Annotated in this window: 17 protein-coding genes; 4 read left to right on the top strand and 13 right to left on the bottom strand. The window is 57.6% G+C overall.

Translation table 11 applies throughout. From position 1 onward, the window contains the following. Positions 1-215 precede the first annotated feature (215 nt). The 4 genes from proB to rplU form a co-directional block, all read right to left on the bottom strand. A complete protein-coding gene (proB, locus tag B2590_RS13985) occupies positions 216-1,340 on the bottom strand; it encodes a glutamate 5-kinase (protein WP_286811266.1) in 1,125 nt (374 codons plus the stop codon). Between the two features lie 164 nt (positions 1,341-1,504). Next, complete coding sequence (cgtA, locus tag B2590_RS13980; protein WP_286811265.1) at positions 1,505-2,701, bottom strand: Obg family GTPase CgtA; 1,197 nt, start codon at positions 2,699-2,701, stop codon at positions 1,505-1,507. 137 nt (positions 2,702-2,838) lie between these two features. Further along, positions 2,839-3,099 (bottom strand): 50S ribosomal protein L27, encoded by a 261-nt coding sequence (gene rpmA, locus B2590_RS13975; protein ID WP_007155544.1) that lies wholly within the window; start codon positions 3,097-3,099, stop codon positions 2,839-2,841. A 36-nt stretch (positions 3,100-3,135) separates the two neighbouring features. Then, positions 3,136-3,447, bottom strand: coding sequence for a 50S ribosomal protein L21 (gene rplU, locus B2590_RS13970; protein ID WP_007155545.1), 312 nt, complete (start codon positions 3,445-3,447; stop codon positions 3,136-3,138). Positions 3,448-3,677: 230 nt separating this feature from the next. Between rplU and ispB the strand changes: the two genes are divergently transcribed. Beyond that, positions 3,678-4,646, top strand: a complete 969-nt coding sequence (ispB, locus tag B2590_RS13965; RefSeq protein ID WP_286811264.1) for an octaprenyl diphosphate synthase — start codon at positions 3,678-3,680, stop codon at positions 4,644-4,646. Between the two features lie 16 nt (positions 4,647-4,662). Here ispB and B2590_RS13960 read toward each other — a convergent pair whose 3' ends face one another. Then, positions 4,663-5,664 carry a glutathione S-transferase family protein gene (locus B2590_RS13960; protein WP_286811263.1) on the bottom strand — a complete coding sequence of 334 codons (1,002 nt, stop codon included), beginning with the start codon at positions 5,662-5,664 and terminating at the stop codon, positions 4,663-4,665. 278 nt (positions 5,665-5,942) lie between these two features. Here B2590_RS13960 and B2590_RS13955 point away from each other — a divergent pair, with 278 nt between their 5' ends. Both B2590_RS13955 and B2590_RS13950 read left to right on the top strand, forming a co-directional pair. Continuing rightward, positions 5,943-6,854: a LysR substrate-binding domain-containing protein gene (locus tag B2590_RS13955; RefSeq protein ID WP_286811262.1), complete on the top strand. Its 912-nt coding sequence runs from the start codon at positions 5,943-5,945 to the stop codon at positions 6,852-6,854. 120 nt (positions 6,855-6,974) lie between these two features. Continuing rightward, positions 6,975-8,501, top strand: a complete 1,527-nt coding sequence (locus tag B2590_RS13950) for a WS/DGAT/MGAT family O-acyltransferase (RefSeq protein WP_286811261.1) — start codon at positions 6,975-6,977, stop codon at positions 8,499-8,501. A gap of 45 nt (positions 8,502-8,546) precedes the next feature. Here B2590_RS13950 and B2590_RS13945 read toward each other — a convergent pair whose 3' ends face one another. Then, positions 8,547-9,134, bottom strand: a complete 588-nt coding sequence (locus B2590_RS13945) for a DUF2057 family protein (RefSeq protein WP_286811260.1) — start codon at positions 9,132-9,134, stop codon at positions 8,547-8,549. A gap of 365 nt (positions 9,135-9,499) precedes the next feature. Here B2590_RS13945 and B2590_RS13940 point away from each other — a divergent pair, with 365 nt between their 5' ends. Next, positions 9,500-9,703: a DUF6316 family protein gene (locus B2590_RS13940; RefSeq protein ID WP_027830997.1), complete on the top strand. Its 204-nt coding sequence runs from the start codon at positions 9,500-9,502 to the stop codon at positions 9,701-9,703. Positions 9,704-9,734: 31 nt separating this feature from the next. On the opposite strand, the gene B2590_RS13935 is transcribed toward B2590_RS13940, so the two are convergent. The 7 genes from B2590_RS13935 to nrdR all read right to left on the bottom strand — a co-directional run bounded on the left by B2590_RS13935 (position 9,735) and on the right by nrdR (position 15,042). Next, positions 9,735-10,262, bottom strand: a complete 528-nt coding sequence (locus tag B2590_RS13935) for a phosphatidylglycerophosphatase A family protein (RefSeq protein ID WP_286811258.1) — start codon at positions 10,260-10,262, stop codon at positions 9,735-9,737. A gap of 3 nt (positions 10,263-10,265) precedes the next feature. Continuing rightward, positions 10,266-11,216 (bottom strand): thiamine-phosphate kinase, encoded by a 951-nt coding sequence (gene thiL / locus B2590_RS13930; protein ID WP_286811257.1) that lies wholly within the window; start codon positions 11,214-11,216, stop codon positions 10,266-10,268. 3 nt (positions 11,217-11,219) lie between these two features. Then, positions 11,220-11,696: a transcription antitermination factor NusB gene (gene nusB, locus B2590_RS13925; protein ID WP_286811256.1), complete on the bottom strand. Its 477-nt coding sequence runs from the start codon at positions 11,694-11,696 to the stop codon at positions 11,220-11,222. Then, positions 11,696-12,172 carry a 6,7-dimethyl-8-ribityllumazine synthase gene (ribE, locus tag B2590_RS13920; RefSeq protein ID WP_286750035.1) on the bottom strand — a complete coding sequence of 159 codons (477 nt, stop codon included), beginning with the start codon at positions 12,170-12,172 and terminating at the stop codon, positions 11,696-11,698. Before ribE ends, nusB begins: the two co-directional genes overlap by 1 nt. A gap of 55 nt (positions 12,173-12,227) precedes the next feature. After that, the gene (gene ribBA, locus B2590_RS13915; protein ID WP_286811255.1) at positions 12,228-13,343 is read right to left on the bottom strand and encodes a bifunctional 3,4-dihydroxy-2-butanone-4-phosphate synthase/GTP cyclohydrolase II; all 1,116 of its coding nucleotides are present in this window, start codon (positions 13,341-13,343) and stop codon (positions 12,228-12,230) included. 68 nt (positions 13,344-13,411) lie between these two features. Then, positions 13,412-14,527: a bifunctional diaminohydroxyphosphoribosylaminopyrimidine deaminase/5-amino-6-(5-phosphoribosylamino)uracil reductase RibD gene (gene ribD, locus B2590_RS13910; protein WP_286811253.1), complete on the bottom strand. Its 1,116-nt coding sequence runs from the start codon at positions 14,525-14,527 to the stop codon at positions 13,412-13,414. Next, positions 14,524-15,042, bottom strand: coding sequence for a transcriptional regulator NrdR (gene nrdR / locus B2590_RS13905; protein WP_007155557.1), 519 nt, complete (start codon positions 15,040-15,042; stop codon positions 14,524-14,526). Before nrdR ends, ribD begins: the two co-directional genes overlap by 4 nt. Positions 15,043-15,044: the final 2 nt, after the last annotated feature.

Here is a 15,044-nt window from a genome sequence, read left to right as displayed (position 1 = left end):
CGAGGGTTTGTCAGCAATCTGAACCGGCCCATCAGGCCGGTTTTTTTGTGCCCGCCGATTACATTGCCTGCCGGTTCCGGAGCACAAGCAAGACTGACCACCCACTCCGAAAACACGCCGTAAACCCATCCATGGGGGCTCGGCATTGCCATCCCTGGCAATGCACGGTTTTCAGAGCGGGTGGCCAGCCCTGCCTCCAGAATTGGGAAGAGCCCCTACACGATCACCATGTTGTCTCGGTGGATCATTTCTTCGTCGGAAATGTAGCCCAGAACCTCTGTTATCCGGTTACTTGAGCGACCGGCGATGGCTCTAGCCTCGTCGGCATCGTAGTTGACCAAACCACGGGCGATTTCTTTGCCGCTTTCGTCCACGCAGGAGACCATTTCACCCCGACGGAACTGGCCGGAAACGCTTTTCACACCGACTGGCAGCAGGCTTCGACCGCCCCGGCAGAGAACGTTAACAGCACCCTGATCAAGGGTGAGTTTGCCACGGGTCTGGAGATGGCTGGCGAGCCACTGTTTACGGGCGGCGATTCGACCCTGCTCGGGGAGCAACAGGGTGCCGATGCTTTCGCCGTCGCGCAGGCGGGCGATGGCCTTTTCGATTCGGCCACCGACGATGACGGTGAATGCGCCAGATCGGGCAGCCAGGCGGGCGGCGCGGACTTTGGTTTGCATTCCGCCGCGGCCCAATACACCAGCACCGCCACCGGCCATGGCGTCGAGTTCGGTGTCGTTGGCGCGGCGTTCATCGACCAGTTGGGCACCGGGATTTTTACGAGGGTCTTTGTCAAACAGGCCGAGCTGGTCGGTGAGGATGATCAGGCCATCAGCTTCGATCAGGTTGGCGACCAATGCACCCAGGGTATCGTTGTCACCGAAGCGGATTTCGTCGGTGACAACGGTATCGTTTTCGTTGACGATGGGCACTACGCCGAAGTCGAGCAGCGCCCTCAAGGTGCTGCGAGCATTGAGGTAGCGCTTGCGATCAGACAGGTCGTCGTGGGTCAGCAGGACCTGTGCGGTGTGCAAATCATGTCGTTTGAACTGGGCTTCCCAGGTCTGAACCAGCCCCATCTGACCAACCGCGGCTGCAGCCTGAAGCTCATGCAGTTGCTCAGGGCGAACGGTCCAACCCAGCCGGCTCATGCCTTCAGCCACAGAGCCCGATGACACCACCACCACTTCAACGCCAGCAGTGACCAACTCTGCAATCTGGTCCACCCACAACCCGAGAGCAGCAACATCCAGACCCCTGCCATCGTTGGTTAGCAAGGCGCTTCCGATTTTTATTACCAGGCGACGGGCATGACGTAATTGGGTGCGTGTACTCATTACATTCCAGCTCAGGGAGCGGACAGGCGGGGGGCTTGCTGGCGGATACGCGGTGAATACATCCATGTACGCTCGACAAAAACATCCATGTTTTTGTCGATCCACCAGCAAGTCCCCCGCCTGTCCGACAATACTTTGGCAGTTAACTCTGACGACATAACCCGCTACTCAGGAGCGTAGACCACTTCTACATCGTAATCATCGTCATCGAAGTCGTCGTCATCATCGTCATCCTGACGGGCTTCGCGACGGATCTGCCGCTCGGCTTCGATTCTTGCTCGCGCCTCTTCGTCCATTTTCCGGCGGCGTGCGGCTTCGCGCTCGGCAAACTCGGGGTTCTCCGCTTCTTCCTGGGCCTGATCTTCTATCCAGCGCATTACGGCCTGAGTCAACGGCTTGGTACCTTCGCCGCTGAGTGCGGAGATGCTGAATACAGGACCTTTCCAGTCAAGTTCATCGATGATGGCCTGGCAGTGTGCCTCACGGTCTACTTCAGAGACCATATCTACTTTGTTCAGTACCAGCCAACGCTCGCGGCTGGCAAGGGTTTCGCTGAACTTTTCCAGCTCGTGCTCAATCGCACGTACGCTTTCCACTGGCGAAGACCCGTCGTAAGGCGCCACGTCCACGAGGTGCAGCAGCAAGCGTGTGCGCACCAGGTGCTTGAGGAAACGGATTCCCAGCCCTGCGCCTTCCGCCGCGCCCTCTATCAACCCGGGAATGTCTGCGATGACGAAACTCTGATGAGCCTGCACGCTGACCACACCGAGATTGGGCACCAGGGTGGTGAACGGATAGTCCGCCACCTTGGGGCGGGCAGCTGACACGGAACGGATAAAGGTGGACTTGCCGGCATTGGGCATACCCAGCAGGCCGACATCCGCCAGCACTTTCAGCTCCAGCCGCAGGTTCCGAAGTTCACCCTCGGAGCCTTTTGTGGTCTGACGCGGAGCGCGGTTGACCGAGGATTTGAAACGGGTATTACCCAGCCCATGAAAACCGGCCTGAGCCACTTTCAGGCGCTCACCGGCACGGGTCAGGTCCCCCAACACTTCGTGGGTATCCATATCCACAACCGTAGTGCCTACCGGCACCAGCAACATGAGGTCGTCGCCCTTGATGCCAGTGCAGTTGCGGCCTGAGCCTGGCTGACCATTCTCGGCTTTGTGCTTACGCTGGAACCGGTAATCGATCAGTGTATTGAGCGCACTGTCGGCCTCCAGGTACACAGAGCCACCGTCGCCACCGTCACCACCATCGGGTCCGCCTTTGGGCACATATTTTTCACGACGGAAACTCAGGCAACCGTGACCGCCCTTGCCCGCCTCTACAATGATGGTGGCTTCGTCTACGAACTTCATCAATCAACCCTTTGCGCCCTGCGCATAAACTAAAAAGCCCCGCAGCCTCATGGAAGCTATGCGGGGCTCCAGGTGGCTCTGATATCAAATCATATCAGGGCCACCGAAGGTTCGACAGAACCCGAGATCGCCGCTGCTTACGCAGCCGGAACGATACTCACGAACTTGCGGTTCTCCGGACCCTTTACCTCAAACACGACCTGTCCGTTTGCGGTTGCAAACAGAGTGTGGTCCTTGCCGAGGCCAACGTTGTGACCCGGGTGGAAACGAGTGCCACGCTGACGAACAATGATGCTACCTGCAGATACAGTCTCGCCGCCGAAGCGCTTCACACCAAGTCGTTTCGACTCGGAATCGCGACCGTTACGGGTACTACCTGCTGCCTTTTTATGAGCCATTACAAGCCTCCTTATCTAAGGGGTTACTCGAGGGTCTTAGCCCTTGATACCCGTGATCTTGACTTCAGTAAACCACTGACGGTGGCCCTGACGCTTCATGGAATGCTTCCGACGACGGAACTTGATGATCTGGATCTTGTCGTGACGGCCGTGGCTAACCACTTCCGCAGTCACTTTGGCACCATCAACAACCGGCGCACCTACCTGAACCTTGTCACCATCGGCGATCAGCAGAACGCGGTCAAACTCGACGTTGCCGCCAGTTTCCACTTCCAGCTTTTCCAGCTTCAGAGTTTCGCCTTCTTTTACACGGTGCTGCTTACCACCGCTAACAATAACTGCGTACATTAACGTTCTCCGCGATTGACCCATCCCTGCTCTTATCCACCTGGTTCTAAGGGAAGCGCTTCGGCAACCCTATAGCAGGGAGCGCAGGTTGGGATGAGTTGGGCGCGTGATTGTACGAAAACCTCCGCCGCTTTACAAGCCAAGTTGACACCGATCACCGCAATACCTAGCATTGCGGCACCCGCCTATTTTTCCAACGAAAACACCAGACAAGGGATCGGACAAGCCGCATGACAGCCCAGCGTATTTACGACACCGTCGCGGACGACTTCAGCCGCGTCAACGACCTGATCATCAAGCGGCTGTCATCCGACGTTCCCCTGGTCGAGAAAATCGCCCAATACATAATTGAAAGTGGTGGTAAGCGCCTGAGGCCACTACTGGTTTTACTCTCAAGCCGAGCCCTGGCCTATGAACGGGACGATCACCTGAAGCTCGCTGCGGTCATCGAATTCCTGCACACGGCGACGCTCCTGCACGATGATGTGGTGGACACCTCAAACATGCGCCGCGGCCGCAGTACCGCCAATGCACGCTGGGGCAACGCACCCAGCGTGCTGGTAGGTGATTTCCTCTACGCCCGAGCCTTCGAGATGATGGTGGAACTCCAGAATCTGAAAATCATGGATGTGCTGTCCCATGCCACAGCCGTGATTGCCGAAGGGGAAGTCCTTCAGCTGATGAATGTAAAAAATCCGGACGTCAGCGAAGACAAGTACATGGAGGTTATTCACAACAAAACCGCCATGCTGTTCGAAGCAGCCTCCCACACCGGCGCGCTGCTCGCTGGTGCGAGTGACGACCAGGAGCGGGCGCTGAGCGCTTACGGCAAGCACCTGGGCCTGGCTTTCCAATTGGTGGATGACGTGCTGGACTATCGAGGCGAGGCAGAAGCCATGGGCAAGAATGTGGGCGACGATCTGGCCGAAGGCAAACCCACTCTGCCGCTGATCTACGCCATGGCTAACGGCAGCGATGAGGAAAAACACCTGATACGTCAGGCCGTCCGCAAGGGTGGACTGGATGACCTACCCAGGATCCTCGACATCGTGAACCGCTCGGGCGCGCTGGAATACACCATGGAACGCGCTAAAGCAGAAGCCCAGGCAGCCCAGGACTGCCTGAAAGACATTCCGGAATCTGACCACCGGAATGCGCTTACGCTGCTGACCGAAGTTGCGGTCGCTCGGGTCAGCTAGTCACCCCGGAACAACCTTAGCCTTCGAAATCAGGCCCCAACGCTTCGCGGTTGTGGGCCGATGTGAAATCCAGCCTTGGCCCCACCGGCACAATCTGCGTCGGATTGACCGTGCGCTGACTGACGTAGTAATGCCGCTTGATCTGCCGAATATCCACTGTATCCGCCACGCCGGGCACTTGATACAGATCCCGCAGGTACCTGGAGAGCGCCGGAAAGTCCGCAATTCTCTGGCGATTGCACTTGAAGTGACTGAAGTACACAGCATCGAATCGAATCAACGTGGTAAACAATCGCCAATCCGCCTCAGTCAACCGATTGCCAGCCAGATAACGCTGCCCTGAAAGGCGATCCTCCAACCAATCAAGAGACTCAAACAACGCCCCATACGCCTCTTCGTATTTATCCTGGGCAGTCGCAAATCCGGCCTTATAAACGCCGTTGTTCACGGTGTGATAAACCCGCTCGTTCACCTCATCGATCTCACCGTGAAGTTCTTCAGGGTGAAAATCCAGATCACTTCGAACGCCATCCAGCCCATCGAATGCCGAGTTAAACATGCGAATAATATCCGCCGATTCATTACTGACAATCGTTTGCCTTTGCTTGTCCCACAGCGTCGGTACCGTCACCCGCCCGGAATAGTCGGGCGCCGCCTTCAGATAAACTTCGTACATGAAGCGCTTTCCATTGGCCGTGTCCTGATGCGACTCGTCATTCGGCCGGAACTCCCAGCCATTCTCAAGCATATCCGGATGCACAACCGACACCGAGATATGTTTCCCCAGCCCCTTGAGCGCCCGAAAAATCAACGTCCGATGGGCCCAGGGACACGCCATGGACACGTACAGGTGATACCGGCCCGATTCCGCTGGAAAGCCCCCTTCTCCGGCGGGCCCCGGCGAGCCATCCGCCGTAACCCAGTTGCGGAACCGGGCGGCCTCACGCTCGAACTTGCCGCCGGTTTTCGAGGTGTCGTACCACTGATCTTGCCATTTTCCGTCGACGAGAAGTCCCATAACCCTTTACTCCTGAACCTGATGTTTTGAGAAGGCGACTGCGATATCTGGTGATTGCGGCAGGGATGGGTCGTAAAAACCGTGCATTGCCATGGATGGCAATGCCGAGCCCCCAGGGATGGGTTTACGGCGTGTTTTTACGACCCATCCCTGGCGCGATCCAACTCCGAGCCTTCAAATATCTGAATAAGCCTTAAATCTTTAACGGGAAGAATACCGGCCACCCTGCTACGCTCTCAAACAATCAATTCTGGCCAACACCATCAGATAATTCGAACATGCACACAGCCATCACCATAGATGCCCTCAAAGTTCTCGATGCCATCGACCGCAAAGGCAGCTTCGCCGGCGCCGCCAACGAACTCTTCCGCGTTCCCTCCGCGATCAGCTACACCGTCCAGAAACTCGAAGAAGACCTCAACGTCGCCATCTTCGACCGCACCGGCCACCGAGCGGCCCTCACCCCAGCCGGTCGCTATCTGTTGGAAGAGGGCCGCACCCTGCTGGAAGCTGCTGAAAACCTGGCCCACACCACCCGCCAGGTAGCACAAGGCTGGGAAACCCGACTGCGGATCGGATTCAACTCCCTGTTACCGGCTGAGTGCCTGTTTCCCGCTGTAAAAGAGTTTTACGAACTCGGCGTACCGGTGGAGGTACAGCTGGTGGAAGAAGTTTTCGCGGGCTCCTGGGATGCGCTGCAAAGCCGACGAATTGATCTGGTTGTTGGCGCCGATCAGGTGAGCAAACCTGCAGGCTCTTTCACCACAAAACCGCTGGGAAACATGACGTTCGTCTACGCAGTAGCACCGGACCACCCTCTGACAAAGGCCTCTCAGCCTCTGAGGGAGGAGGATATTGTTCGCTTCCCCGCGGCAGTAGCCGCAGACACTTCCCGCTCCTTGCCCCCCGGCCACGCCGGCATATTCCGCCGTCAGCGAACTGTGACCGTCGCCAATATCGACCAGAAGATCGCCGTGCAAACAGCCGGCCTTGCGGTCGGATGGCTTCCAGAAGCACGCGTACGCGACCAGCTAGCGGATGGCAGCCTGAAAGCGCTCAGGGTCCATGAGCCCAGACAGGCCATCCAGCTTCACCTGGCCCGCCACGCCGAAGATCAGGGAAAAGCGTTGATGTGGTTCTGGGATAAGCTGGGAGATTCACCCGATATTGCTGACTGGCTGGCCCCCTGAATAGCCGTCAAAACAGGTCTGACTCCACCACATAAGTCTCCCGGGCAAAACAGCCAACAGAATAGCGGCACAGTCGTTTATACTGCCCCCACACAAGAACCTGTGAACGGAGCTCAAACCATGCGGCAGCTGTCGGAGCTGGACGCCTCATTCCTGTACCTGGAGTCCGAAACCGCCCCCATGCACATTGGCGGCATCTATCTTTTTGATGCCCGGGAGCGCGACAAACCGCTGGCCTTCAGCACCTTTGTCGCCTATCTGCGAAGCCGGCTCCATGTGGTCCCTCTCTTTCGCCAGCGCCTGAAAGAAATACCCCTGCGGCTAGGACGTCCCTACTGGATTGACGATCCAGATTTCAGTATCGAGAGGCACCTGGCTTATGTGAACCTCGGCAACCACGGAAAAGTCGATAGCCTGATGGGACTGGCCTCGCGAATTCTGGAAGAACCACTCAAACGGGATCGCCCACTGTGGCATATCACTTTTGTGGACGGGTTCCAACTCGACGACGATGCGGACAGCAAAAGTTTCGCCCTCATCGTGAAACTGCATCATGCCGCCATTGATGCGTTCAGTGGCGAGGAAATCATTGGCAAACTTCTGGAATACTCACCAAAAGCGAGAACGATAGAAACACCGCGCCCCTGGTACCCGCAGCCGGAACCGTCGGAAGAAAGGGTTATTCTCCAGGCCGGTGCAAACCTGCTGCGCAAACCCTTGCAAATGACGTCCCTCGCCATAAGTGCCGCCGAAGCCACTGCTCGTGGGCTCATACAAAAGCAGATGCGAAAGCTGCCGTTGCCGTTCCCCCTGTTTTCCGCGCCTCACAGTCCGTTTAACCGCCAGATTACCGCCAACCGCAAGATCGTTTCGGCCAGCCTGGATCTATCCCGGCTAAAGGCCATCAAAGCAGCACTCGGTGATGTAACCCTGAACGACGTCGTCCTCGGTCTGTGCGCTGAAACATTAAGCCGCTACCTGGCCATGAGTGACGCCACAACGGAACGATCGCTGGTAGCGATGACACCGATTTCCGTGCGCTCAAGCAGCCTTCGCAAGGCCACCGGCAACCAGATGTCCGCCATGTTACTGGACCTGGCCACCACTGAGCCCAATCCCGCCGAACGAATTCGTCGCATACACTGGAATGCGGTGGAATCCGAGCCCTACCGTGAAGCCATTGCAGCAGACAGGCTGACAGAACTCCTGCCCTCCACCATGCTGGCACTCTCTGCAAGACTGTATTCTGAACTGCAGATTGCGCAACGGTACCAGCCGGTATTCAACCTTCCGATCACCAACGTACCCGGGCCGCAAGTGCCGCTGTACTTACAAGGCTCACGTCTGGTGAGGCAATTTAACTCCGCCCCCCTGTTCGACAGCATGGGATTGGTGATTGTCGCGGTGAGCTATCAGGGCAATCTGACGATCAATTTCACCTTGTGCCCCGACGTAGTGGCTGACGGCGACTCACTGCCGGAACTGCTCGAAAACAGCCTGAAATCGATCGAATCGGCGGCCGAGACTCTGCCACCGCATGAAGAAGACACGTGCGAGCACCCCGACAGCCACCCTACTCTGACCGACGAGGCACTGAACCTCATGGAAGGTGCTCTACGGAGAACGTTCAGGCGATTTCGCAACTGAACGACAGTGGCGAGCGGCAGAAACGCCGCCCGTCCGGATTGCGCATTACTCGAAGGCCCAGCGCAGGAACGCCCGCCTCTCTTCCTCATTTGCCTGCCCCCAAAGTGACTTGAGCTCACCCAGAGTACTCATGGAGTCGGTGCTCGCGCCTCCAACACTTTCTCCTTCGCCACCAGAGCCGACCGGTGCCCTTGCAGCAGTTCGGGTGCCGGCGGGCTGACCATTCCAGGCGCTGGCGGTGGCTACAACGTTACCGGACTCATCAACGACATCCGCCGTGAAATTGTTAGCGAAAGCCTCCGCATCGCTCTTGTTGGCGGGAGGCTCAAAACTGAAACGGTAGGTATCACCCGGTTGCACATTGATCATCACTGCCTGGGGCGCTGTTTCAACGACGTGCACTTTGGATTCGCCATTACGGACCACGCCACTCTTGGCCCAGATCGTCTTATAGGTAAACACAACCTGATTTTCGCCCGGTAAGAGCTCGTAATTCAGGGCCAGGTCATCCATTAGAAAGTTACCGAGATTGCGACCATTCACCTGCTGCACCCGAATTTCGCCCGGGGATTCAAGGACGGCGGCCTGTGAGGAGTCCACGGCGTCACCCTCCCAGGTTTGGACGTTGCTCATGGTAGAGCTACAGCCCGCGAGCAAAACCATGGCAACAAGGGCCACTGCACTGAATCGTACTTTTTTGAAAAAGACTAAAACGTGATAGATACTTATGCTATATCCTTGTGCTGGTCGCCAGTTTCTACCGGCGGATAATCACTTGTGGTTGAAAGGCATTTTGAAGAGTGGCCGAGCCAAGGGCAAGACATGCAGCCTGTTTACAGTAACCCGATGACACTCCGGTTACGGGGAAGGCATCAAGTCTACCCAAAAATTGTAAAAAAATGTTGAATTCGGCGGGAATTGATTTAATTTTAAACAGTCAGGAAATCGAAATAGCGCCCACCCGGTGTAAAAGTGCACCGAAGGGCTCAGGAGACAACATGGATACCCAACGTCGGTCCGGAGAAAACGGTCCCGCACCGTTCCGAAGCAGTCGGTTCTTCTGCGTCGGGAGCAAGTGGTATTTCACCACGCGGGAGGGCTTCGACAGCGGTCCCTTTGCCTCCCGGCAACGCGCAGAAACCGGCCTCAGGCGCTTCCTGCATGTTGTGCGACTTCTTCCGGAAGAGCAACAAGTCCACTGATCTGGACTGCCCTCCAGTCTCAGAACGATGTTCAGACAATGACCGCCATCAACCACCGGTCGATGGCGAGCAGGCACAGTAACGCCATGAAACCCGCCACGACATCATCCACCATAATGCCCAGCCCGCCCGGCAAATACTCATCCAACCAACTAATAGGCCAGGGCTTGAGCACATCGAAAAGCCGAAACAACGTGAAGGCCATCAGAATGCCGTAAACGTTGTCCGGAAAAAGTCCCAGCGCGATCCACATGCCCACAAACTCGTCCCAGACGATACCCCCATGATCGTGGACCTTTAGATCTGCGGCTGTCTTGCCACACAACCAGATCCCAACCACGAAGGCCAGCAAGACAATCACCCAGTAAGCGACGGGCGGCAACCAGGCAAAGCAGAACCAGACGGGAATCGCCGCAAGACTGCCCCAGGTGCCAGGCGCCCTGGCAGCAGTACCACTACCAAACCCAAACGCCAACAGATGGACGGGATTACGAAGAAACCCTGGCGGCAGCAGTGCTTCAGTGAACTCCGGTTCCTGGAGGTTATTGTCGCTGCTCATGAATCAGTTCCTGAAATGGTCGTATCCTCCCGCTGACAGGTTCTCAGTATGGTCTCCCCAGTCAATGGTTACACCCTTCCCGGCAACGACCTCGCCAATAACGGTCAACTCACGCCGGATATCTTCGGGGAGATTAGCCCAAACCCGTGGAGGCACTGTAACGCATAACTCATAATCGTCCCCGGCGTTCAATGCCAGGCCGGCAGCAGACTGGCCCACAAGGCGTTTCAGATGTTGCGACACCGGCACACGGCTCGCATCGATACTGGCCGCAACCTCAGAGGCCTCAAGAATATGCCCCAGGTCTGCCACCAGGCCGTCAGATACATCCACCGCTGCTGTTGCGAATCCGCGCAGAGCCGTGCCAAGCGCAAGCCTGGGCTCCGGAAAATGATACCTTCGCAGGACTGCCTGCACTTCCGGCCCGGGGCTATCATTTTCAAGGTGGTCCAATGCCGCTCCGGCCTCTCCCAGCATTCCGGAAACACAGATGTAGTCCCCCACCTGGGCTCCAGACCTCAGGATGGCCTCACCTTTCGGTACCGTACCATGAACCTGCATGCTCAGGGTCAGTGGGCCTCTCGTGGTGTCGCCTCCAGCGAGCGACAGGCCAAAATGTCTGGCAGCGTTTGCCAGTCCGCACGCATAGGCGCTCAGCCAGTCCGGGTCGGCATCGGGAAGCGTTAACGCGAGGGTAAAACAAACAGGATCGGCCCCCATGGCAGCAAGATCACTCGCGGCCACAGCAAGGCTTCGCCAACCCAGCTTTTCGGGGTCATAGTGATAGGGGAAATGCACGCCCTCAACCAGGGCGTCCACGGAAAAAACCAGGTCCAGGCCTGACCCAACACGCTGAATGGCGCAGTCATCACCGGGCCCCAGCATAACCGCGGATGCGTTTCCAACCTCGGCGATGGGAAAGAAATAGCGGCGGATCAGCTCGAATTCACCCATCACTCAGCGGGGACGGGTCTCGGCCAGTCGCAGTCGATGACTGAGCTTGTCCAGAAGGCTGTTGACGAACTTATGACCTTCGGTGCCACCAAACCTCTTGGCCATCTCGATGCCTTCGTTGATCACCACTTTGTAAGGAACATCCAGTCGATGCTTGAGCTCGTACGCGCCCAGGCGCACGATCGCCAATTCAATGGCATCCACCTCTTGGATCGGGCGATCAAGGAATGGCTCCAGCAGGCGGTCTAACTCAGCCTGCTCCCGGTGGACGCCCCGGAGGAGATCGCGAAAATAGGCCGCATCCACTTTCGACATGTCGTTGTCGACGATGAATTCGGATTCGATATCGGTGATCGAGCTTTTGCTGAAGTGGCGCTGGTAAAGGCCTTGCATCGCCAGAGCCCGGGCTCTGCGTCTGTCGCCCGCCTTAGGTTGGCCCGCCGGGGCCGGTTGCGCGGCACTGTCTTCCGATGCGCTCATTATTCACCCAGCTTTTTGAAGAGGCTGACCATTTCCAGGGCCGTGATCGCCGCTTCGGCGCCTTTGTTACCGGCCTTGGTACCGGCCCGCTCTATTGCCTGCTCGATGGAATCGACCGTCAGCACGCCGAACGTCACCGGCACGTCGGTTTCGAGGCTAACCGCGCCCAAACCACTGGAGGCTTCGCCTGCCACATAGTCGAAATGTGGTGTACCACCACGAATAACCGCACCCAGTGCAATAATCGCATCGTGGTTGCCAGTTTCCGCCACACGTTTAACCGCCAGCGGCATCTCATAGGCACCGGGAACCCGCACAATCGTGATATCGGAATCGGCGATACCGTGACGACGCAGGGTATCAACCGCACCTTCCACCAGGCTCTCAACCACAAAACCGTTGAAACGACCGACAACCAATGCATATTTACCGCTGCAGTGAGTGAAATCGCCTTCTATTACTTTAATATCTGCCATGCATGGCTCCTTCATTGGCAGCCCCGCCGTTACGATGCGAGGCTGCCGGGGTTCATTATTCGGGTGTGTAGGGCACGTATTCCACAACTTCCAGCTCGAATCCGGAAATGGCAGAAAACTTGATGGGCGGGCTCAGCAGGCGCATTTTGCCAACACCGAGATCCCTCAGAATCTGTGAGCCGGTACCAACGGTAAAATAAACACCGGAGCTGCCCTTACCCGCGGACTTCTTATCCTGTTCGAAAAATTCGTGGATACGATCTTCAAGATTGTAGCTGTCTTCGGCGCTGTTGAGCAGGACAACGACGCCACGACCCTCACTCGCCACCTTTTCCAGAGCATGATGCAATGGCCAGCTACGGGAATCGGCGCGGCGGGCGCCGAGCAGGTCACGCAGAGTATCCGTGATGTGCACACGCACCAATACCGGATCCTCGGCCGCAATATCGCCCATCACCATGGCCAGATGGGTGGAACCCTGGATTTTGTCGCGATAGGTTCGCAAGTTGAATACACCGTACTCGGTGTCCAGGTCATACTGCTCAACGCACTCGATGGTGCGCTCGTTCAATGTCCGGTAGTGAATCAGATCCGCGATCGTGCCAATCTTGAGGTCGTGAGTTTCGGCAAATTTTTCCAGATCTTCACGGCGGGCCATGGACCCATCGTCGTTCATGATTTCACAGATCACGCCGGCAGGCTCACAACCAGCGAGGGCTGCAAGATCACAGGATGCCTCGGTATGGCCGGCTCGGCTGAGCACCCCGCCGGGGTCTGACATCAGTGGAAAAATGTGTCCCGGCTGAACCAGGTCAGACGCTTTTGCATCGCGGGCAACCGCGGCCTGGACCGTTCGCGCACGGTCGGCGGCAGAGATACCCGTCGTTACACCTTCCGTCGCTTCAATGGACAGAGTGAACTTGGTGCCAAAACCCGATGCATTCTGCTGCACCATCAACGGTAGCCCAAGCTGTTCGCAACGATGGCGCGTCATCGGCATACAAATCAGTCCACGACCGAAACGGGCCATGAAGTTGATGGCCTCTGGCGTACAATGCTCTGCGGCCATCACCAGGTCACCTTCGTTTTCCCGGTCCTCATCATCCATCAGGATAACCATCTTGCCCTGACGGATATCGTCGATAATGTCTTTAATGCTGTTCAGTGCCATACCGTATTTGCATCCTGTTGGTCTGTCCGCCCGAGTATCGGTGCCGGCAGCCATGAATTTAGTAACCGTTACCCCGGCGCGAGGATCAATCGTTGGTCCTCGCCCAGTTGACGGCGATCCAGCACTTTCCATTGCACCTTGTCCGCCATGGATTCCAGCGGCAGATTGGCCGTGGGGCGGCCGGTACTGCCCAGGAACACCGGCGCCTGGTAGAGCCACAACTCGTCGACCAGGCGCTCACTTATAAAGGTGCCGGCCAGCGTTGGACCAGCTTCCACCAACAATTCGTTGATGCCTAACTCCCCCAGTGAGTCGAGCAACTCGCGCACATCAATTCCATTGTCCTTCCAGGCCACACCCGTCAGGCCCACGCCCAACGCGGCAAGGTCCTGTGCCGGCGCCGTTGCCAGTGCTGGGGAGGCACAATACACCTGGACATTGCCACCCTGAAGGATCGTAGCGCCAGGAGGTGTGCGCGCGTCCCGGTCCGCGATCACGCGCAGGGGTTGGCGGGACGGTTCCGTAGCATCGCCAATGTCACCCAACTCAGTTCGACGAACTGTCAGTGAAGGGTTGTCAGCCAGCACCGTGCCCACCCCTGTCAGGACGGCATCGCTGATGGCCCTGAGCCGCTGGACATCGCGGCGGGACTCCGAGCCGGTAATCCACTGACTTTCACCAGAGGCCATGGCCGTCCTGCCGTCAAGGCTCGCAGCCATTTTAAGCCGGACATAGGGTCTGCCGACGTTCATTCGCTTCATGAAGCCGGGATTCAATCGCACGGCCTCTTCCGCCAGCAGGCCTTCCGTTACACGAATGCCCGCCTCTCGGAGCATATCCAGGCCGCGACCGGATACCGAGGGGTTGGGGTCCTTGGTCGCCGCAAACACGTGGGCGATGCCCGCTTCTATCAGGGCTTTGGCACAAGGCGGAGTACGGCCAAAATGACTGCAGGGTTCCAGCGTGACATAGGCCGTTGCGCCACGGGCATCAGGCCCAGCCTGGCTGAGTGCGCGCGTTTCTGCATGGGCCTCGCCTGCTCGCTCATGCCAGCCTTCGCCCAGAACCTTGCTGCCTCGGGCGATGACGCAACCCACCCGCGGGTTGGGATGCGTCGAATAACGACCACGCCAGGCAAGCTGAACCGCCCGAGCCATAAACGCCGTGTCCTGAGCGTCGATCATGCCTGTCCTTCGGAAGAATGGTTATCCGCCAGGGCCTTGGCCACATCCACCGGGTCTTCGCCCGAAGTCGCTGAAAGGCGCTCGATCTCTTCCTTAAACTCGTTGACGTCCTGAAAGCTGCGGTACACCGACGCGAAGCGCACGTAGGCCACTTTGTCCAATTGACGCAACTCCGTCATCACTTCTTCACCGAGTTGCATGGACTTGACCTCACGCTCGCCGGTCGCCCGCAACCGGAATCGGATGCGATTCAGCGCCGCCTCAATTTCCTCGATGCTCACCGGGCGCTTCTCCAGGGCTTTCATCAGGCCAGCCCGGAGTTTTTCCTCATCGAAAGGCTGACGGGTGCCGTCCTGCTTGACCACTCGAGGCATCACAAGCTCAGCCGACTCGAACGTTGTAAAACGCTCACGGCAGGACAGGCACTCCCTGCGGCGACGCACCTGATCACCCTCGGCCACCAGCCGGGAGTCGATTACCTTGGTATCCGCTTCACCACAGAAAGGACAATGCATAC

The organism is Marinobacter sp. UBA3604, from assembly GCF_002375325.1.
GTDB lineage: Bacteria > Pseudomonadota > Gammaproteobacteria > Pseudomonadales > Oleiphilaceae > Marinobacter > Marinobacter salarius.
The sequence above is the reverse complement of the archived record's forward strand: the minus strand, read 5'-3'. Positions and strand labels throughout refer to the sequence as shown.